Annotated in this window: 18 protein-coding genes and 1 tRNA gene; 7 read left to right on the top strand and 12 right to left on the bottom strand. The window is 65.9% G+C overall.

What is annotated here, in order from left to right:
- Positions 1-8 precede the first annotated feature (8 nt).
- Positions 9-746: an SDR family oxidoreductase gene (locus tag ACXJKC_RS05520; RefSeq protein ID WP_456695681.1), complete on the top strand. Its 738-nt coding sequence runs from the start codon at positions 9-11 to the stop codon at positions 744-746.
- A 12-nt stretch (positions 747-758) separates the two neighbouring features.
- On the opposite strand, the gene ACXJKC_RS05515 is transcribed toward ACXJKC_RS05520, so the two are convergent.
- Together ACXJKC_RS05515 and ACXJKC_RS05510 are read right to left on the bottom strand one after the other, a co-directional pair.
- Positions 759-1,766 (bottom strand): hypothetical protein, encoded by a 1,008-nt coding sequence (locus tag ACXJKC_RS05515; protein ID WP_456695680.1) that lies wholly within the window; start codon positions 1,764-1,766, stop codon positions 759-761.
- 2 nt (positions 1,767-1,768) lie between these two features.
- Positions 1,769-3,181, bottom strand: a complete 1,413-nt coding sequence (locus ACXJKC_RS05510; RefSeq protein ID WP_456695679.1) for a glutamine synthetase family protein — start codon at positions 3,179-3,181, stop codon at positions 1,769-1,771.
- A 232-nt stretch (positions 3,182-3,413) separates the two neighbouring features.
- On the opposite strand from ACXJKC_RS05510, the gene ACXJKC_RS05505 reads away from it, so the two are divergent.
- Both ACXJKC_RS05505 and ACXJKC_RS05500 read left to right on the top strand, forming a co-directional pair.
- The gene (locus tag ACXJKC_RS05505; RefSeq protein ID WP_456695678.1) at positions 3,414-4,859 is read left to right on the top strand and encodes an APC family permease; all 1,446 of its coding nucleotides are present in this window, start codon (positions 3,414-3,416) and stop codon (positions 4,857-4,859) included.
- 85 nt (positions 4,860-4,944) lie between these two features.
- On the top strand, positions 4,945-5,694 hold the full coding sequence (locus ACXJKC_RS05500; RefSeq protein ID WP_456695677.1) for a gamma-glutamyl-gamma-aminobutyrate hydrolase family protein: 750 nt from the start codon (positions 4,945-4,947) through the stop codon (positions 5,692-5,694).
- On the opposite strand, the gene glsA is transcribed toward ACXJKC_RS05500, so the two are convergent.
- Positions 5,691-6,617, bottom strand: a complete 927-nt coding sequence (gene glsA, locus ACXJKC_RS05495; RefSeq protein WP_456695676.1) for a glutaminase A — start codon at positions 6,615-6,617, stop codon at positions 5,691-5,693. The genes ACXJKC_RS05500 and glsA overlap by 4 nt on opposite strands.
- A gap of 155 nt (positions 6,618-6,772) precedes the next feature.
- On the opposite strand from glsA, the gene ACXJKC_RS05490 reads away from it, so the two are divergent.
- A complete protein-coding gene (locus ACXJKC_RS05490; protein WP_456695675.1) occupies positions 6,773-7,849 on the top strand; it encodes an NADP-dependent oxidoreductase in 1,077 nt (358 codons plus the stop codon).
- A gap of 36 nt (positions 7,850-7,885) precedes the next feature.
- Here the strand turns inward: ACXJKC_RS05490 and ACXJKC_RS05485 are convergent, their stop codons facing one another.
- The gene (locus ACXJKC_RS05485; protein ID WP_456695674.1) at positions 7,886-8,608 is read right to left on the bottom strand and encodes a response regulator transcription factor; all 723 of its coding nucleotides are present in this window, start codon (positions 8,606-8,608) and stop codon (positions 7,886-7,888) included.
- Between the two features lie 182 nt (positions 8,609-8,790).
- Between ACXJKC_RS05485 and ACXJKC_RS05480 the strand changes: the two genes are divergently transcribed.
- Together ACXJKC_RS05480 and ACXJKC_RS05475 are read left to right on the top strand one after the other, a co-directional pair.
- Positions 8,791-9,546, top strand: a complete 756-nt coding sequence (locus ACXJKC_RS05480) for an SDR family NAD(P)-dependent oxidoreductase (RefSeq protein WP_456695673.1) — start codon at positions 8,791-8,793, stop codon at positions 9,544-9,546.
- Positions 9,547-9,577: 31 nt separating this feature from the next.
- Entirely contained in the window at positions 9,578-11,797 is a 2,220-nt protein-coding gene (locus ACXJKC_RS05475) for a N,N-dimethylformamidase beta subunit family domain-containing protein (protein WP_456695672.1), read from the top strand.
- A 112-nt stretch (positions 11,798-11,909) separates the two neighbouring features.
- Here ACXJKC_RS05475 and ACXJKC_RS05470 read toward each other — a convergent pair whose 3' ends face one another.
- The gene (locus ACXJKC_RS05470; RefSeq protein WP_456695671.1) at positions 11,910-12,401 is read right to left on the bottom strand and encodes a YajQ family cyclic di-GMP-binding protein; all 492 of its coding nucleotides are present in this window, start codon (positions 12,399-12,401) and stop codon (positions 11,910-11,912) included.
- 92 nt (positions 12,402-12,493) lie between these two features.
- On the opposite strand from ACXJKC_RS05470, the gene ACXJKC_RS05465 reads away from it, so the two are divergent.
- Positions 12,494-12,575, top strand: a tRNA-Tyr gene (locus ACXJKC_RS05465).
- 191 nt (positions 12,576-12,766) lie between these two features.
- Here the strand turns inward: ACXJKC_RS05465 and ACXJKC_RS05460 are convergent.
- From ACXJKC_RS05460 to ACXJKC_RS05430, 7 genes are read right to left on the bottom strand one after another with little or no spacing between them, the layout of a single operon-like run.
- Complete coding sequence (locus ACXJKC_RS05460) at positions 12,767-13,690, bottom strand: MFS transporter (protein ID WP_456695670.1); 924 nt, start codon at positions 13,688-13,690, stop codon at positions 12,767-12,769.
- A 12-nt stretch (positions 13,691-13,702) separates the two neighbouring features.
- Positions 13,703-13,984, bottom strand: coding sequence for a hypothetical protein (locus ACXJKC_RS05455; protein ID WP_456695669.1), 282 nt, complete (start codon positions 13,982-13,984; stop codon positions 13,703-13,705).
- 4 nt (positions 13,985-13,988) lie between these two features.
- Positions 13,989-14,312: a hypothetical protein gene (locus ACXJKC_RS05450; protein WP_456695668.1), complete on the bottom strand. Its 324-nt coding sequence runs from the start codon at positions 14,310-14,312 to the stop codon at positions 13,989-13,991.
- Entirely contained in the window at positions 14,309-15,634 is a 1,326-nt protein-coding gene (locus ACXJKC_RS05445; RefSeq protein ID WP_456695667.1) for a dihydrolipoamide acetyltransferase family protein, read from the bottom strand. Before ACXJKC_RS05445 ends, ACXJKC_RS05450 begins: the two co-directional genes overlap by 4 nt.
- A 9-nt stretch (positions 15,635-15,643) precedes the next feature.
- Positions 15,644-16,618, bottom strand: coding sequence for an alpha-ketoacid dehydrogenase subunit beta (locus tag ACXJKC_RS05440; protein WP_456695666.1), 975 nt, complete (start codon positions 16,616-16,618; stop codon positions 15,644-15,646).
- Position 16,619: 1 nt separating this feature from the next.
- Complete coding sequence (locus ACXJKC_RS05435) at positions 16,620-17,852, bottom strand: thiamine pyrophosphate-dependent enzyme (protein ID WP_456695665.1); 1,233 nt, start codon at positions 17,850-17,852, stop codon at positions 16,620-16,622.
- Positions 17,782-18,873: a Glu/Leu/Phe/Val dehydrogenase dimerization domain-containing protein gene (locus ACXJKC_RS05430; RefSeq protein WP_456695664.1), complete on the bottom strand. Its 1,092-nt coding sequence runs from the start codon at positions 18,871-18,873 to the stop codon at positions 17,782-17,784. The genes ACXJKC_RS05435 and ACXJKC_RS05430 overlap by 71 nt, the downstream gene beginning before the upstream one ends.
- Positions 18,874-18,888 lie beyond the last annotated feature (15 nt).

Below are 18,888 nucleotides of genomic sequence, written 5' to 3'. Positions count from 1 at the left end.
TGGGGACGATGGACGGCAAGGTCGTCGTGGTCACTGGCGCGGCTGGTGCGATCGGCGGTGCGACAGTCGAGGTGCTGAACCGTGAGGGTGCGCGCGTGGTCGGCGTGGACCTCGTGGCGCCGGACGACCTCTCTGTCGACCTGTTCGCGACCTGCGACCTCACGGACGAGTCGCAGGTCGAGCGTCTGTACCAGGACGTGGCGGCCAGGTTCGGCCGGATCGACGGCCTCTTCAACAATGCGGGCGTCGCGCTCTCCGATGACGGCTCGTTCCTCGAGGTGAATCGTGCAGTGTTCAGCCGGACTCTGACTATCAACGTTGAGAGCGTGCTGTTGTGCTGCAAGTACGGGGTTCCCCACCTGCTGGCGGGCGGGGGCGGCAGCGTCGTCAACACCTCCTCGCTCGTCGCGTCGATGGGCTCGGCGGTGTCACAGATCGGCTACACGGCCTCCAAGGGCGCTGTGCTCGCCATGTCGCGTGAGCTTGCCGTCGAACTCGCCCGCACGGGGGTGCGCGTCAACTCTCTGAGTCCAGGTCCGGTTCAGTCACCGATGCTTGACACCCTCTTCTCCGGCGAAGAGATTGCGCGGCGGATGGTCCACGTGCCAACGGGACGGTTCTCCCTGGCCAGCGAGATCGCACAGGCGGCCGTGTTCCTCCTGAGCGACGCGTCGTCAAACATCACCGGCACGGACCTGAAGGTCGACGGCGGAATCACTGCGGCTTACGTGACGCCCGAGGACTGATCTGAACCGGGCTCATGACGCTCCATCCGGTGGCGCCGCTCCCACATCGGTCCAGGCGTGCGCGGGGATCTTTGTCGGGTCCTTGTAGATCGACCAGGTGCAGACGTTTCGTCCGGGACGGTCGGCCGTGGCTCGGACGGGGGGTTCGATGACCCGCAGCGGGATCCCGATCCGTTCGATCGGTGCCCGTTGCTGCAGCTGGCAGCAGTGGACGCAGTAGAGGCATACCCCCTTGGTGCGCCAGGCCCAGTCATGCTCGCTCGACGTGAATTGGTCCGGGTCGCGGTCAGGTACCTCGACGCCGGGATACGTCCGCCCGCCTGAACCGCACGGAGCGAACTGCAGGACCCACCGGTCCTCCTCCTCGCGGACGTCGAAGCTCCCGTCGCGACCAGGACCGCTCAGGTGACCGCGCACGGCTTCGAAGATGTCCATGCCGAGCCGGTCCACCGATGCGGGCCATGGTTGCTTGGCGGGATCGTACTTGTCGGCGATGCCATCGTAGTAGTGACAAAGTAGTGCGTCCCAGAGACCGCCGATGCTTGTCTCACCGAGGTGGGTCGCAGCGATCGCCAGCAGCGAGGCCAGCTCATCGGTTGCCGGGTCGTGCACGGTCAGCCAGCTGGTCCGCATCGATTCGAGGATCTCGGCAGCCGAGACGACGCTGGACGACCTCGCGACTGTTGCGAACAGGTCGACGCCGACGAGGTAGGCGGCCCAGCCGGCTTCGAGCTGATCTTTGGTCCTGGCTGCATGTCGACGGGCCGGCGCGAGCACGACGTCCGGTACACCGTGCTCGGCCAACAGATTCGGCAGCTGGACTAACCAGAGCGCGTAGAGATCGAAGGCCTCTTGGGCCTCCTGGACCGTCATGCGGGCCAAGGCGATGGCATGCTCCGCGCGACCTGCTCCGAGAGCCTCGACGGCCAGGTCGTACGACGACCGGCCCTGCTCGACCCAGGGGTCGGACCGGACGTCATGACCGAGCGCCTGGTGAAAGCGGGTGGGCTCCTGAGCCATGCTCACGCTCGTTCGAAGAAGCGGCGCTTTTCCCAATCGGTCACGGTCTCGGTGAGGAACGCTTCCTGCTCGGCGCGACCCAGGGCCAGAAGATGCGCGTGTACCTCGGCGCCGAGTCCGCCGCGGAGCGCGACGCTCTGGTCGAACCGCTCGATCGCCGTCTGCAGGGACGTCGCCAGGCGGGGTGCCTCAGTGCTGGAGTACATGTCGCCGGTCTCCAGGCGTGGCATCGACAGGCCCGACTCGATGCCGTTCGCGCCGCATGCCGCCATGGCGCCGAGTGCCACGTACGGGTTGACGTCGGCGCCGGGGACTCGATTCTCCACTCGCCGGGTCTTTCCGGAGCCGACGAGACGCAGAGAACAGGTCCTGTTCTCGTCGCCGACAGCAATAACTGTAGGAGCAAACGAGTGGGGCATAAATCGTCGGTAGGAGTTCACGGTCGGCGCGTAGAGAAGCGTGGAGTCTGCCATGCCTTGGGCGAGTCCCGCGACATAGCCGCCGAACTGGTCCTGGTCTCCGATCGCGGTCGTGCCGGTGAGATCCCACAGGCTGGTGTGGATGTGGCACGAGCTGCCGTCGCCGTCGATCGCCCACTTGGCCATGAACGTGGCCGAGACGCCTGAGTGTGCCGCGATGCTCTTGACACCGAACTTGTAGAGGAAGTGACGGTCTGCCATCTCCAAGGCACCGGTGTGAGCCAAGTTGATCTCCTGCTGGCCGAAGCCGTACTCCTGTGAATAGCCCTCGGTCAACACCCCGGCCATATCCATCTGTCGGATGACCTCGTTGATGAAGGGCTCGGCTTTGATCGCGGCGATCGCGTCGTACGCAGCGTGGTGGCGCGTCGAGGCGGTCAGACCGCGGTGGCCGGCGTCCCACGCCGCCTCGTACGACTCGTCGAACAAGTAGAACTCCAGCTCGGTGGCTGCCTGGATCGTCACCCCGAGGGACTCCAAGCGCTCGAGCTGAGTCTTGAGGATCTGCCGCGGCGCGAACGCGAGCGGAGACCCGTCGGTGAGTGTCGGATCACAGATGACTGTCGGGGTGTTTGGGAGCCATGGCAGGCGCCGGATGGTCGTCATGTCGGGCACCAGCGGAACATCGGCTGCACCCGAGCTCATGCCGCCGACGTGCTCTAGGTCGCCTCGGTAGTTCTGCTCGATATCGAGCCCCCACAGCATCAGGGGCACCTTGAACGCCCCGAGCTTCTCGTAGTCGCGGAGGAAACGGTCCGTCGGTACTCGCTCCGACAAGCACCGCCCGTGGTTGTCGGGGGTGATGAGCATGACCGCGTCGACGGTCCCGGCGGCGGCCTCGGCCCGGAGCTGCTCGAGCGACATCGGGCCGAAGGCCCCGTGGCCAGCCACCGGTGCCATGGGCATGCCACCGAGTGACGTAGGCGTGAGTGTCATGGGTGCTCCTGAGGTTCGACGAACCGTTTTGGTCCAGTATCTAGTCCTAAACGGTAAGTTGTGCACATCACGCTGTCAAGCGACCTGTCCATGCTCGTCCAAGTCTTTACAAGGACGAAACTCGGTGAGTATTGACACAATGGACTAAAGGTCGGAAGATCAAGCCAATCAAACGTAGGCGAGCGACTCGCGGTCGATCGGCTCCGTCCAGGAGCAGGAGCAAGGAGATTCCATGTCCACAACGAGAGATCCACAGGTAGGTGCTGGCGCCGACGGCTCGGATGCGTTGCACCGAGGTCTTGGAGTTGGATCGATTGTCTTCATGGTCGTCGCCGCGGTAGCGCCGCTGGGTGCTGCGTGCGCGGTTGTCCCGCTCGTGTTCGCCCTAGGTGGCAATGCTGTCGCACCGTTGTACTTCATCGGCGCAGCGATCGTCCTTTCAGTCTTCGCAGTCGGGTTCACTTTGATGAGCCGTCACGTGCAGAACGCCGGGGCGTTCTACTCCTACGTGCAGGCAGGCCTCGGCAAGGTGCCGGGCGCGGGCACCGCGTCGCTCGCGTTGGGCTCCTACGCGATCCTGTTGATCGCTCTGTATGCACTGCTAGGAGTGTCGGCTTCCGCCGCGCTCGACCAGTACCTCGGCCTCGACGTGAGCTGGTGGGTGTCGGCGTTCGCATTTCTCGTCGTCATTGCGCTCCTGGGCTACCGCGACATCGAGGTCAGCGCGAAGGTGCTAGGCGTGGCGCTTGTGCTGGAGGGCCTGGTCGTCCTCGTCGTTGACTTCGCCATTATCTTCCAGGGTGGCGACTCGGGTCTCTCGGCCGAGCCGCTGAATGTCACGAAGGTCTTCGACGGGGCCCCCGGGCTCGGGCTCATGTTCGCCTTCTTCGCTTTCGTCGGCTTCGAGGCGACTGCTGTCTTCCGCAGCGAGGCGAAGGATCCGGCGCGCACGATACCAAAGGCCACGTACATTGCGATCGCCGTCATCGGCAGTCTGTACGCACTCACGTCCTTCGCGATCGCCAACGGCCTGGGCGTCGGGCAGGCGGCTGAGCTGACCGGTGCCGACCCGTCCAACACAATGCAGGGTCTGGCCAACCGATACGCCGGCACGCTGGTCGAGGACGCCGTCATCCTCCTGCTCGTGACGAGCTTGTTTGCGTGCTGCCTCTCGTTCCACAACGTCATCACCCGCTACCAGTACAACCTGGCCAGAGGGCGGGTCCTGCCGGCGTTCCTGGCCGAGACCCACCGCACGCATCGTGCTCCGTCGCGATCGTCCGTGGTCGTCACGGTTGGTTCCGTCCTGATCCTGGGCGCTCTTACGATCGCGGGGCTGGAGCCTGTCCTGGAGATTTACACCTGGCTGTCGGGTGCGGCGACGCTCGGCCTCATGGTGTTGATGCTGCTGACCAGCGCCGCGGTCGTCGCGTTCCACCAGCGCGGCAGTGGCGACGACCCGGCATGGAACTCGGTGGTGGCCCCGATCCTGTCGTTCCTGGGGCTCGCGTTCGTGGTCTACATGATGCTCGACAATCTAGACCTGCTCGTTGGGGGGCGCACCGCCGCCAACTGGGTATGCATCGGCCTGCTCCTCGCCTTCGCTGTGGGTGCGGTCATCGCGGCGGTCGCCAAGACGACCTCGCCCGGCACGTACGCGCGCATCCTCGAGGACTGACGGCGGGCGTCCATCGCAACTTCACGGCAGGCCCGGGGGATCCGTTCGCCCGGGTCTGCCTTCATCGCTGAGCACAGGAGGACCCGTGAACCCATACCTCGATCGTCCCGTCATCGGAATCACCTACTCCATCCGTGAGCTGGAGCAGTTCGCGCTGTGGAGGCATATCTTCCACGCCTTCGTGGCCGCTGGAGCAACACTGGTGACGATCGACTGCACGTACGAGCAACAGGCCATCGAGGCACTGGTCGGCCCCCTCGACGGGATCGTGATCAGCGGCGGGGGTGATGTCGACCCCGCACTCTACGGCGGCGATCGCGGTGACCCGGTCATCCGAGGGGTCAACTCGGCGCGCGACGCGAACGAGAGGCGTGCACTCAATGTCGCTCTGGAGCGGAAGACGCCGATCCTCGCGATCTGTCGCGGCATGCAGTTCGTCAACGTCGCCCTGGGTGGCACCCTGTACGCCGACCTCGCGCGAGACCGGCCGGGCAGTGTCACACACGAGGCGTCTGACGATGCGCTGGCCCGCCCCCTCCACGATGTCGACGTACGGGCAGGGACGCTCCTGTCCCAGTGGATCGGGACGGACGGGATAGTCCCGGTCAACAGCCAGCATCACCAAGGAATCAACGTGCTGGCGCCCGGCCTCAGGCCGGTCGCCCACTCTGCGGACGGTCTAGTGGAAGCTGCGGAGTCACGCGAACAACGGTTGGTGGCGGTGCAGTGGCACCCCGAGGTCCTGTGGCCGAACGAGCCGAGTTCGGCCGCGCTCCTCGACGGGTTCGTCTCTGCGTGTGGCGTGCGCGAGGCGGCACCGGCCCCGCGTCTCTAGAACAAGGACCAGTGGGTCGACCGTGCCAGCGCCTCGATGGCCGCGACGGCCCCGATCGAGTTGCCGAGCTCGTCGAGAGGTGGGCTCCAGGCGCAGATCGTGCCGACGTTCGGCAGTACGGCGACGACGCCGCCGCCGATGCCGCTCTTGGCGGGCAGCCCGATGCGGTGTGCCATGTCGCCCGCTGCGGAGTACATGCCCGCGGTCATGAGGACGGCATTGATCCGTCGCACGTTGTCCCGGTCGATGCCGACCTCGCAGCGGCGGTCTACCAGCAGACGTGATGCTCGGGCCACCGTCAGCGACGAGGCTGCGATCGCGCACTGCCGGTGGTAGGTCGCCAGGACGTCCTCGACGGGATTCTGCAGGCGTCCGTGGCCAGCGAGCAGGTGAGCGATCGCGCGATTGCGGTGATCTGTCAACGACTCCGAGTCAGAAACCGCGGTGTCGACCACCACCTTGGTCCCGGCGACCTCCGTGATGAGGTCACCCACTGCTTGGTCGGCCGATCCCGTCAGGCTCAGGAGTCGGTCGGAGACGATCAGGGCGCCGGCATTGACAAACGGGTTGCGCGGTCGCCCGTCGTGGCGCTCCAGATCGGTCAGGGAGTCGTAGCCCAGGTCGCTGATGTCCCAGCCCACGTGCTCCCAGGCGAGCGGATCAAGTCGAAGCAGCGCGCAGAGCGCGAAGAGCTTGGCGATGCTCTGCAGTGAGAAGGGCACACCGGCATCGCCTGCGACCACCTCGACTCCATCAGTTGTCGTGAGCGCGATCCCGAACAGGCCGGTGTCGACGCAGGTCAGCTGAGCGATCCTGGTCGTGACCTGCCCGGCCGAAGCGACGGTCCGACCGGCCAGCGCGGCAGATTCGATGAGGGGTGAGAGGGCCTGCTCGCGGGTCTCTCGGGGATGGGGATCCTGCACGGGGGGCGTGGAGAGGTGAGCTGAGATGTTAACGACGGATCCTCTCGTGAATCGAGTGATGACTCGATAGGGTTCGTTTTCTAGTCCATTTATCGTGACACAGTCCGCCGAGAAAACAAAGGCTCAATCAATAGTCCTTAGGCTAGTATGAGTCCATGTCTGACTACACGAACCGACGTATGCACTTGACCCGCCGCCCCACCTGGACTGCCACCAAGGAGGACTTCACCCTCGAAGAGGTGCCGGTGCCAGCACCGGGTCCTGGGGAGGTCCTCGTACGCGTGGTGTGGCTCGCCTTCGACCCGGCAATGCGGGGCTGGATGAACGACGGACCCTCCTACGCGCCGCCGGTACCCGTGGGGGAGGTCATGCGAGGGCACGGTGTCGGTGAGGTCGTCGAGTCGGCCGAGGACGGGTTCCCCGTCGGCACATTGGTCACCGGCAACTTCGGCTGGCAGGACTATGTCCTGGCGCGGGCGGAGCACAACCCGGCCGTGCAGCTCGCCCATATCGGCGACGAGAGCGTCGGAGTGCCGAGCGCCACCAGGATCCCCGACGGCGTCCCGCCGACTGCGATGCTGGGCGTGCTGGGCACGACTGGTCTGACGGCGTACTTCGGCATGTTGGAACTCGGTGCGCCGCGACCGGGCGATGTCGTGCTCGTCTCTGGCGCGGCGGGGGCAACTGGCTCGGTGGCCGGCCAGCTCGCCAAGCTCGCGGGCGCGCGGGTCATCGGCACGGCGGGTGGGCCTGACAAGGCGAGGTGGTTGACCGAGATTGCAGGCTTCGACGATGCGATCGACTACCGCAACGAGGATGTGGAACAGCGGATCGCAGAGCTCGCACCCGAGGGTGTGAACATTTTCTACGACAACGTCGCAGGTCCCATGCTGCAGGCCGGCATCGCCAATATTGCGCAGCGCGGCACAGTGGTCCTGTGCGGTGGTGTCTCAAGTGGATACTCGGACGAAGCGACTACGGTGGGCCCGACCAACTTATCGACCATCACTGTGCGCAGCTGTCAGGTGAAGGGATTCATCGTCACCGACTATGCCGATCGGTTCGACGAGGCGACCAAGCGTCTGGCCGCGTGGGTCCGGTCGGGCGACGTGGTCTGGGTCGATGACATCCAGCGGGGCGGTGTAGAAGACGCGGTCGACACGATGAACCGCCTGTTCGACGGCAAGAACCTCGGCAAGCAGCTGCTGCAGATTGCTGATCCGACCTCCTGAGATTCAAGGTCCAGGACTACTTCACCGCGTCTCGGCTCAGGCCGGGACGCGGTGTTGGTGGTCCACGCGCTCGAGGCCGAATCGTTCGGCCAGCACGGCCGCCTCGGTGCGGTTGCTAGCTCCGAGCTTGCGCAGGATGTGCTCGACATGTGTGGTGACGGTCCGGGGCGAGAGCACCAGTGAAGCGGCGATCTCGACGTTGGAGAGTCCATCACGAATCATCGTGAGCACCTCGGTCTCGCGAGTGCTGAGCTTTGCCAGCTCGAACCTGCCCATCGTGGCGGCCCACTCCGCCAGCAAGGGCTGCACCGCCTCCACGAGGTTCTTGGTCTCGGGGTCCACGGTCTCCAGTCGAGTGCTGATGTGGAGCATCGCAACAGGCAGTCCGGCCGCCGTCGCGAGGACGACGGACATCCCGTTGTTGAATCCGGCGGGACCATAGACCGTCGTCGCCTCGAAGCTTCCGCGGAACCCGGGGATGTCTTCCCAGCAGTGGATGACACCCGGACGACGGAGGATCTGCCGTACCCCTGGCTGCCCTTTGATATAACGTGCCGACGCGTGGTGCTGAAAGGTCTCAGGCGCATAGTTGGTGTTGAGCATCGGGAACTGTGCGCCGTCAATCGGCGAGATGCCCATCAGCCCGACGGCATCCGCCTGTGATCGCAGCAGGATGATCTCGGCTATGTGGCGACACCGCTCCGCAGCGCGTGTCTCGGAGGCGATGGTGAGGGGATAGTTCTGGTCAAGGTGATCCACGTCACTAATGCTATAGGACTAATGTTTCGACCGTAAGTCCTTTGAGTGAGTTTCATGTGACTCGGGCGCTCGAAGGTACGCATTCCGACCGATGGCCACGCAGCCGCGGCACTTCTACGCTCGACGCAAGGAACGGGCCTACGAGACTGGCATGTAGGTCGGCCGAGCTGGAAGGACGCGGCATGAGGAACATCGACCTGCGCGGCAAACGGGCTCTCGTCGTCGGCGGCGCCACGGGCATCGGACGTGCCTCGGCCTATGCATTGGCGGAGGCCGGTGCCGAGGTCGTCACCGTGTCGCGACGTGAGCACGCACCACCTTTTGAAGGACCAGCCGAGGTGTCGTCACGGATCACGCACCGTGCGCTCGACATCTCCTCGCACGACGACGTCGTGCGAGTGTTCGGCGAGCTGGCCACAGAAGACCGGCTGGACATCACCGTGGTCAGCGCGGCCGTCATTGAGGGAGCCTCGGTCGAGGACAGTGATGAGGCGCACTGGCGACGGCACATGGAGGTCAACGTCGACGGGGTCTTCTATTGCGTCCGCGAGTCGATCCGGCACATGTCGGCTGACGGCAAGGGAGGCAAGGTGGTCATCATCGGATCGGTCTCCGGTGCAGTTGGCAACCCCGGCTTCTCGGCGTACTGCGCATCCAAAGGCCTGTGGATCAACCTGACCCGTCAGCTGGCCCTTGACAACGCAGCCCGCGGCATCAACGTCAACTCGGTGCTGCCCGGATTCACCAACACCGAGCTGACGGATATCTACGATGCCGAGACCAAGGCGGTCATCGCAGCTGCTGTGCCGGCCAAGGTGTGGGCCAGTCCGGAGCAGATTGCAGATGCCGTCCTGTTCCTGTCCTCGCCACTCGCTGCCTACGTGCACGGCGTCAACTTGCCGGTCGACGGCGGATACCTCGCAGCCGGACCCATCTGAGCATCGCTCCACGACGCAACTAGGAGAATCCATGTCATCCCTACCCGTTCGCGCCTACACCGATCGCTTCTCGTACGAACGCGGTGACCGCCTTAGTCTGCACGTCGATGCTGCTGCCGCCGTGGATGTACGCCTCGTGCGCATGCGGAGCTCCAGCTCGACGAACACGTCGCTCGACGAGGATGTTGCGTGGGAGGCGAGCGGCACATACGACGTCACGCAGCAGTCCACCTGCGTCGGATCGTTCCTGTACGGCGCCCCTCGAACGGATGCCCCCACATCGGCCGAGAGTGCGTCGTTCGGGGTCTTCGTGTGGTCCGGAAACGTGGCTGCGGCGCCTATGCAGACCCTTGTCTCGTCGGGGCGTCTGGCCCTGCAGCTGCATGACGGCCGACCGGCACTCGTCGACACAGTCGACGGCGACACGCTTGTGGTGGGTGGACGGCGGATCGTCGACCACGAATGGCACCTGGTGGTCGCCAGGATCGACGGTGCCGAGGCAACGATGACTCTGGTGCCGCTGTCGGACCTGCGCGGAGCTCGATCGCACGACCAGACGTCGATCGACGCGCGCTCGATCGACCTCAGCGGGCCGGTCACGGTCGGCGCGCGGGACGCCAACCGTGTCGAGACAGACGGCGGGTGTACGCGCGGGACTGCGGTGGAGCACTTCACGGGTAAGCTCGAACGCCCCTTCGTCCTTTCGTCCGGCCTGGACCCCGACCAGATTCAGGCCGTTGCGGACGCCCGGCTCGACGTCGCCGATCTCGGTCTCGAGCTGGTGGCGGGGTGGGATCTGGCCTTCCGTCACGGTGACGATCCGACCATCGCGGTGCCGCTTGCGGTAGGGCAGGGGCCCGGTCGGCTGGCGAACGGTCCCGCCCGCGGCGTCACCGGACGACTCTTCTCAGGTCGCGCGCTGGAGTTCAACAGCGCTCCCGCCGAGTACGCTGCGACGCACTTCCACTCCACCGACCTGGTCGATGCAGGCTGGCAGCAAGTGCTAGACGCCGTCCTGCCCGACGTCCTTGAGAGCGGCGTCTACGGCGTGGTCGTCGAAACTCCGGACGGGTCTGACACCGTGCCGATCACGGTAGTCCCTCGCGTGGGAGACGAGCGGCGCAAGGTCGTCGTCGTGCTGCCAACGTTTACCTACTTGGCCTATGCCAATGAAGCGCTATTCAACGGCCTGGACTCCAGTGCGATGACGGACCAAGAAGTCTCGATCTCGGCAGAAGACCTGGCACACGTCGGGGACGTCTCATTTGGGCTGTCGATGTACGACCATCACCCTGACGGCAGCGGTGTGATGTTGTCGGCGGGGCGTCGTCACATCGTCAACATGCGGCGCGGCTACCGGATGTGGTTGCTGGACGCCGGTCGGGCGTTCTCGGCGGATATGTATCTCATCGAGTGGTGTGCCCGTCGCGGGATCGACATCGACGTGATCACCGATCAGGAGCTCCACACGAGGGGATCGGACTACTTGACCGACTACGCAGCGGTGATCTCGGGATCACATCCGGAGTACACATCCGAGGAGATGTTGGACGCCCTGACGGAGTATCGCGACAACGGTGGCGGACTGCTCTACTTGGGTGGCAACGGCTGGTACTGGGTCACTGGAGTGCTGAGCGAAGACCCCCTGGTCGTGGAGATCCGCCGCGGGATGTCCGGCGTCCGGTGCTGGGAGTCTTACCCGGGGGAGGTGTCCTTGATGTCGACGGGTCTGTCGGGCGGGCTGTGGCGTCATCGCGGGCGAGCCCCGCAGGCCCTCGCCGGTGTCGGCTTCGCCGCGCAGGGATGGGGACGGTCGGAGCCGTACGACTTGACCGAGGCTGCAGCCGATCCGTCCCACGCGTGGATTTTCGAGGGGATCGATGAAGACCCGATCGGCGACTACGGTGCGGTCATGGGCGCCGCCGCCGGCGATGAGGTCGACCGGGCGGACCAGGCCCTCGGGACTCCCCACCACGCCGCCTTGCTGGCGACGTCGAGCGGACGACACTCTAACTTCTACCAGCGGGTCGTTGAGGAGATCGCGATGAACCTCGCAGATCACGGTGGCGGTCAGCAGGATCCTGAGGTGCGTGCCGACATCGTCTACTTCGCCACACCCGGTGGCGGCGAGGTCTTCTCGACCGGCTCGATCGCATGGTCGGGCTCGTTGCTGCACCGCGACACCCGCAACGGCGTCTCACAGATGACTGAGAACGTCATCAGGGCGTTCGTAGCGCGACGGGAGTCCTGAGCCGTGGGTGGTTCAGGACGTGACCGCTGAACACTGCGCTGCCGTCGGTCCGGCGGACTGGCTGCGGACCGGCGAAGGGCCTAAGCCGTGTGACTTGCGGAAACTCCAGCAGTCAGCGGTAGTTGGTGAACTGGACCGCGAAGTCGAGGTCGGCGCCCTTGAGGAGCGCGATGACCTCTTGCAGGTCGTCGCGCTTCTTGCTTGTCACGCGAAGCTCGTCGCCCTGGATCTGGACCTTGACGCCCTTGGGTCCCTCGTCGCGGATGAGCTTGGAGACCTTCTTGGCCTGCTCCTGACTGATGCCCTCGGTGAACGTCGAATTAATCTTGACGTCCTTGCCCGACTGGCGCGGTTCGCCCTCTTCGAGGCATTTCAGCGAGATACCCCGCTTGATCAGCTTGTCCTTGAAGACGTCGAGGATCGCCAGCGCGCGTTCATCGGCGTTCGCCGAGATCTCGACACCCCACTCGCCGCTCCACTTGATCTCCGCGCCGGTGTTCTTGAAGTCGTAGCGGGTCTGGATCTCCTTGACCGCCTGGTTGAGCGCGTTGTCGGCCTCCTGACGATCGATCTTGCTCACGATGTCGAACGAGGAATCAGCCATTTTGAGTGCTCCTGAAGTATTGCGGTGGATCTGGTTTCACACAGCCTAATCGGCTGCGATAGAGTTTCTTCTCGTTGCCCCGGCAACAACCCGGCAGGTTGCCCGAGTGGCCAAAGGGATCTGACTGTAAATCAGACGGCTCAGCCTACGCAGGTTCGAACCCTGCACCTGCCACAGAACGAAAACAAGGCCCTGACCAGCGGAAGTACGCGGTCAGGGCCTTGTTCGTGTCTCCACCGGGTGATGTCGGTCGCGTTGGGACGGAAACGGGTGGCTGTGGGCCCATGTGAGTTCGCGACTACGGCTTGGTAGCCGACCACGACAGCGGCGTGAGCGGCGGTGGGCTCGCGCTCGAACTCATCGGCCTAGGCATGCGTCGTGGGACGGCGCTGGCTAGGGATGAGGGCAGCGGCCGCCAGTGCAGGCACCATGGCCATGGCCAGCACGATGAAGCCCGCCACGTAGCCCGCTTCGTCGGGGCCGGCGGCGTCGTCGGTCCAGGCGGTGATCAAGCCGGCCATGACCGCGACCCCTATGCAGCCTCCGATGGATCGGATGTTGGCGTTCATCCCCGTTGCGACGCCCGTCTGGGTGGCAGGCACCGAGTCGATGACGAGACCCGCCAGACTGGCGAAGACGAGTCCGGTGCCCACGCCCTGCAGGGCCATGCTTGCCATGAGTTGCCATATCTCCTCGTGCCAGACGGCGACACAGGCGTAGGACGCGGCCACTGCGGTTGTTCCTGTGGAGACGACGAACCGAAGACTCGTCCGGGAGACGAGCCGAGTGCAGGCAAGGGCGACGAAGAAACTGCTGATCGCTGCGGGCAGCAGCAGGATGCCGGACTCCGTCACGGTCAGCCCGAGTCCGTAGCCGGAGCTGACGGGAGACTGCACCATCTGCGGAAGGAAGGTAAAGGAAGCGAACAGGCCGAATCCCGCGCAGGCGCCGATCAGGTTCGCGACCCAGACCCCCCGCACCTTCAGCATCGCGAGGTCGACCATGGGCGCGTGGGCCGCAGACTCGGCCAGGACCCAGGCCGTGAACGCAGCGACACACGTGACGGCCAGCACCAGCACACGAGGAGACGTCCACCCCCAGCTCCCGCCGCGACTGATCGCGATCAGGGCGCACACGAGCCATCCCGCCAGCAACAGTCCCGGCCAGAACAGGAGACGGCCGCCGGCGCGGAGTGCAGGACCCGCAGGACGGCGTGCTCGTCTTCCAGGCCAGTTGATCGCTAGGCGGACGGTGGATCTTGCATCCGTCAGGAGTCGCTGTTTCCGCACTAGTCGCCGTCATCACTGCAGCGGCGGATGGTCGAGAAAGGTGAGTCGACGGCATTCGGCGCAGATATCCAGCGAGCGCTCGCCGTGCATGTCGACGTCGAAGAAGATCGGCCAGGTCAGGCAGGCGACTCCGCAAGCTGTCCGGGCGGCGCCGMGGCGCCGCCCGTGCACGGTGCCCCACGGCACGAGGGCACCGTGTCGGGGATGCCCGCTCTTTGCTCGAACCTTCTGGGCCGCGGTGGCGAACCACGCTGGGTTCGTGTGTGGATAGGCGGTGCGGTTCGGTGATGGCATCTGTTCAGATCCTGAAGGTGTGCTCGACTTTGTAGACGTCGACGATCCGGTTGAGGAATTTGCCGATGCGCTCCAGATCGTCGTGGTCCGGCAGCGACAAGACGATCGTCATCCGCAGCACGTCTCCGCCGATGCCTTCGAGTCCTCTGATCGTGCGGTGGTCGAAGCCGCTGAAGTCGGCGATGAACCGCTCAACCGCGAAGCGCCGGACGGTGAACCCTTGGAGCACCCGGCCGCACACAGCGGAGTCTCCACGGGCGTAGACCGTCAGGACGACGAGTCCGGAGGTCTCCTCGTCCCGGCGGATCAGCCCCACTGCCGCCGTCATGACAGCACGAACGCTTGACTGGGATCCTCCAACAGCCGGCCCAGCGTCGCCAGCACGTTCGAGCCCAGCTCGCCGTCGACCAATCGATGGTCGAACGACAGCGCGAGCTGGGTGACCCTTCGGACCTGGAGTTCCCCGTCGACGACCCAGGGTGTGTCCCGGACGTTGCCGAAGGCGAGGATCGCCGCCTCACCGGGGTTCAGAATGGGCGTGCCTGCGTCGACGCCGAGAGCACCGATGTTGGTGATCGTGATGGTGCCCCTCGACATCTCCTCGGGCGAGGTCTTGCCGGCGCGGGCCGTGGCAACCAGCTCAGCCACGGCGTCGGCGAGGCCGCGCAGGTCGACGGCGTCGGCGTCCTTGATGTTCGGGACGATGAGGCCACGCGGGGTCGCTGCCGCCAGCCCGAGGTTGACGTAGTGCGGCTCGACGATCTCCTGCGCGGCTTCGTCCCAGCGCGCGTTGATGCCCGGATAGCGGCGGATCGTCATCAGAAGAGCGCGTGCCACGAGGACCAGGGGTGTGAGGCGGACGCCTGACCAGTTGCGGTCCGCCTTGAGCTCGGCGAGCAGATCCATCGTCCGCGTGACGTCGACGGTGAGGAAAAGCGTCACGTGCGGTGCCGTGAAAGCCGAGCTCGTCATGGCAGCGGCGATGGCTTTGCGCACTCCCTTGATAGGCGTCCTCGTCTCGCGCTCTCCGGACGTCGCGTTGAGCGTCGGCGACACCTGTGGGGTCGCTGAAGCGGTGGCGGCTGCGGCCTCGACGTCCCGGCGGGAAATGACGTCGCCATTCGACGCGATGACCGAGGTCAGGTCCACGCCGAGCTGCTTGGCCAGGAGACGGACGGGCGGCTTGGCGCGGACTGCGCTCCGCCCCTGGCTCACGACCGTCTCGGGCGGGGAGAGCGTTGCCACGGCCCCCGGCGTTTCGGAGTCGGCCCTGCGCGTCAGCCGGCGGGTCCGGGGAACTGCGGCCGTGGGGCCCGTCCCGACGAGCACCAGCGGCTTCTCCTCGTTCGCATCTTCTGGTTCCGGCTGATCCTCCGGGGCGACGTCGAGGTCGCCGGCCGCAGCCGACGAAGCGCTACCGTCGTCGATCGTGATGATGACGGTGCCGACCGGGACGGTCTGCCCGGGCTCGACGTGCAGGACCGAGACGGTTCCGGCCACGGGGGACGGGAGCTCGACGACGGACTTGGCCGTCTCGATCTCCAGGATGGTCTGATTCACTTCGACCGCATCGCCTGCGGCGACCTGCCAGTCGAGGATCTCGGCCTCGGTGAGGCCCTCGCCGACGTCGGGGAGCTTGAACTCGAACACGTGGATCTCCTAGAAGTTCAGGCTGGCGTCGACGGCCTCGAGGATCCGGTCGACGTCGGGGAGGAAACGGTCCTCCATGTGGGCGGGCGGGTATGGGAGGTTGTATGCGCCGACCCGCAGGACGGGCGCCTCCAGGTCGTAGAAGCACTCCTGGGCGATGGTCGCGGCGATCTCCGCGCCGATCCCGAGGAACGTCGATGCTTCATGGACCACGACGACGCGGTGCGACTCAGCGGCGACCTTGCGCAGCGCCGGGACGTCGAGCGGCGAGATCGTGCGCAGATCGACCACGCCGACCGAGAACCCGTCTTCCCCGGCGGCCTCCGCCGCAGCCAACGCCGTGGCCACGGTGGGACCGTGTGCGACGAGGGTGCAATCCGTGCCTTCACGGAGGACTGCCGCCTCGTGCAGGGACCGGGTGGGGTCGTCGAGGACATCTCCCTTGTCCCAGTAGCGTCTTTTGGGCTCATAGAAGATGACGGGATCGTCGGACTCGATGGCCTGCTGGATCATGTGGAACGCGTCATCGGGGTTGGAGCAGGACACGACCCGCAGGCCCGCGGTGTGGGCGAAGTAGGCCTCATTGGACTCCGAGTGGTGCTCGACAGCGCCGATACCGCCGCCGACGGGGATCCGGATGACGATCGGCAAAGACAGGCGTCCCTGTGAGCGGGCGCGCATCTTGGCGAGCTGGCTGACGATCTGGTCGAACGCGGGGTACACGAATCCGTCGAACTGGATCTCGCAGACCGGTCGGTATCCGCGTAGCGCCAGACCGATCGCAGTGCCGACGATGCCGGATTCCGCCAGGGGAGTGTCGACGACGCGCTCGGTGCCGAACTCTTCGGCCAGCCCATCGGTGACCCGGAAGACGCCACCCAGGGTGGCAATGTCCTCACCCATCACGAGGACTTTGTCGTCACGGGCCATCGCGGCGCGCAGGCCCGCGTTGATCGCGGCACCGAGGGAGTATCGGGTGCTCATGTCAGGCCACCGTTCTGTTGTGGCGCGCGAGGTACTGCGCGAGTTCGGACTGCATGACCGGATGGGGCTCGGCGTAGGTCTGTTCGAAGACGACCGCAAGGTCGTCACCGTGCAGGGCCTTGCACTGCTCGCGAACCTCGACTGCGAAGGCGTCCTCGCGGGCCTGCAACTCGCTGAAGTGACTGTCGGCGACGCCGGAGTTGCGCAGGAGCCGTTCGAGCCGGGTGATGGGGTCCTTCGCCTGCCAGCCGGCCAGCTCCTCGTCGGTGCGGTAGCGCTTCGGGTCGTCAGAGCTCGAGTGTCCGGCCAGTCGGTAGGTCTGGGCCTCGATCAGTGCCGGACCCTCGCCGGCGCGGACCCGCCCGGCCGCGTGCTGGGTCACGGCGTGCACGGCGAGGGCGTCATTGCCGTCGACGTGGTAGCCCGCCACTCCGAATCCGGCGGCGCGAACGTGCAGCGGCGTCCGCATCTGTGTGCTCGTCGGGGTGGAGATCGCCCATTGGTTGTTTTGGCAGAAGAACACGACCGGGAGGGACCCCGCCGCTGCCCAGTTCAGCGCCTCGTTGACGTCGCCCTGGCTGGCCGCGCCGTCACCGAAGTAGGTCATGACGATCTCGTCGGAACGGTCGAGCCGGACGCCTGCGGCGTAGCCCGTGGCGTGCAGGGTCTGGGTGCCGAGGACGAGCGAGTAGATGTGCACGTTCGAGTCCGCCGGGTCCCAGCCCGAGTGGGCCGCGCCGCGCCACTGCCGCATGATGTCTGCCGGCGAGATGCCGCGGCACAATGCGACAGCATGCTCGCGGTAGCTCGGGAACACTCGGTCGGAGTCTTGGAGAGCACGAACCGACCCGACCTGCGCGGCCTCCTGTCCCCAGCTCATGAGCCACAGGTGCAGTTCGCCTTGTCGCTGGAGTGCCAGGGCCTCATGGTCCAGGCGGCGGGCCAGCACCATGTCCGTGTGGAGGTCCTTCGCCAGCTCGATGTCGACGCCGAGGTCCAGACCGGCAGGGGTGAGTTCGCCGTTCTCGTCGACGAGCTGGAACGGTGCAGTCGAGGTCGGATCGCTTTGACGGGCCGCGAGGAGCGTCCCGAGAGCCGAGGTCGTGGTCACAGGTGGATTCCCTTCGGTGGTGCTGGTCGTGGGATCGGCGGTGAGCGTCATCTCAAGCCGTCCGGCCAGCTGCGAGCCGCTGGTCCACGATGCTGCGGGCAGCCTCCGAGGTGGTGACGTCATGGTCGAGCGCGGTGCGGAGCACCTCTCCGACCGTGTGCTCGATGCGCCTCACCTGCGCAAGGACGTCCTCGCGGCGCTGGTTCGTGAGCTCGCCGCCGACCTGGATGAGCCCACCGGCGTTGGCCATGTAGTCCGGAACCCAGAGAATCGACTTGTCCTTGAGCGTCTGGGCGACGCTGCCGTCGACGAGCTGATTGTTCGCGCCACCGCAGACGACGCTGGCGGTCAATCGGCCGACCGTGGAGGGCGTCAAGCTCGCACCGAGCGCGCAGGGTGCGTAGACGTCCAGATCCTCGGTCAGCACTGACTCCGAGGTTCGTACCTGTGAGGCGGACTCGCCCAAATCGGTCAGAGCGGAGGGCCGGGGGTCGGAGACCACGACGCGGGCTCCGACGGCCAGGAGGAAGTTCACGAGGTGCCGCCCGACCTTGCCGACACCCTCCACGCCGACGACCTTGTCGGCGAGTCCGTTGCCACCCCATGACGCAGCCGCGGCGGCCTGCATCGCCGAGAAGACGCCGAGGGCCGTCGCGTAGCCACTGTCGCCGGAGCCGCCGGCAGCCGTGGTGCGTCCCACGACGTGGGTGCTAGTCCGCCCGATGACGTCGAGGTCATCGGATGTGGTTCCGACATCGGCGGCGGTGTAGTACCGGCCGCCCAGGGACTCGACGAACCTGCCATAGGCCTCGAGCAGACCCTCGGTCCGCTGGGTCGCCGGATCGCCGATGATCACGGCCTTCGCGCCACCGAGGGGCATGCCCGCGGCTGCGGCCTTGTATGTCATTCCCTCGGACAACCGAAGTGCATCGGTCAGAGCCAGCGACTCGTGCGCGTACGGATAGAACCGCGTACCGCCGAGCCCCGGGCCGAGAGTCGTGTCGTGGATCGCGATGATCGCCCGCAGGCCCGTCTGCTCGTCGCGGCAGAAGACGATCTGCTCGTGGGCGGCGTCGCGCAACTCGTCGGCGCGCTCGAAGACGGCGAAGGGGGCGGAAGGGTGGTCAAGGACGCTCGTGCTCATGGCAGCGCAACTTTC

This window comes from Aeromicrobium sp. P5_D10 (genome assembly GCF_054049535.1).
This window is presented reverse-complemented; position numbering and strand designations above follow the sequence as displayed.

Coding starts and splice junctions, on each gene's coding strand:
- ACXJKC_RS05470 (WP_456695671.1), bottom strand. CDS start 12,401: ATGGCTGATTCCTCGTTCGACATCGTGAGCAAGATCGATCGTCAGGAG.
- ACXJKC_RS05480 (WP_456695673.1), top strand. CDS start 8,791: ATGAGGAACATCGACCTGCGCGGCAAACGGGCTCTCGTCGTCGGCGGC.
- ACXJKC_RS05440 (WP_456695666.1), bottom strand. CDS start 16,618: ATGAGCACCCGATACTCCCTCGGTGCCGCGATCAACGCGGGCCTGCGC.
- ACXJKC_RS05490 (WP_456695675.1), top strand. CDS start 6,773: ATGTCTGACTACACGAACCGACGTATGCACTTGACCCGCCGCCCCACC.
- ACXJKC_RS05450 (WP_456695668.1), bottom strand. CDS start 14,312: ATGACGGCGGCAGTGGGGCTGATCCGCCGGGACGAGGAGACCTCCGGA.
- ACXJKC_RS05475 (WP_456695672.1), top strand. CDS start 9,578: ATGTCATCCCTACCCGTTCGCGCCTACACCGATCGCTTCTCGTACGAA.
- ACXJKC_RS05430 (WP_456695664.1), bottom strand. CDS start 18,873: ATGAGCACGAGCGTCCTTGACCACCCTTCCGCCCCCTTCGCCGTCTTC.
- ACXJKC_RS05505 (WP_456695678.1), top strand. CDS start 3,414: ATGTCCACAACGAGAGATCCACAGGTAGGTGCTGGCGCCGACGGCTCG.
- ACXJKC_RS05520 (WP_456695681.1), top strand. CDS start 9: ATGGACGGCAAGGTCGTCGTGGTCACTGGCGCGGCTGGTGCGATCGGC.
- ACXJKC_RS05435 (WP_456695665.1), bottom strand. CDS start 17,852: ATGACGTCACCACCTCGGAGGCTGCCCGCAGCATCGTGGACCAGCGGC.
- ACXJKC_RS05515 (WP_456695680.1), bottom strand. CDS start 1,766: ATGGCTCAGGAGCCCACCCGCTTTCACCAGGCGCTCGGTCATGACGTC.
- ACXJKC_RS05510 (WP_456695679.1), bottom strand. CDS start 3,181: ATGACACTCACGCCTACGTCACTCGGTGGCATGCCCATGGCACCGGTG.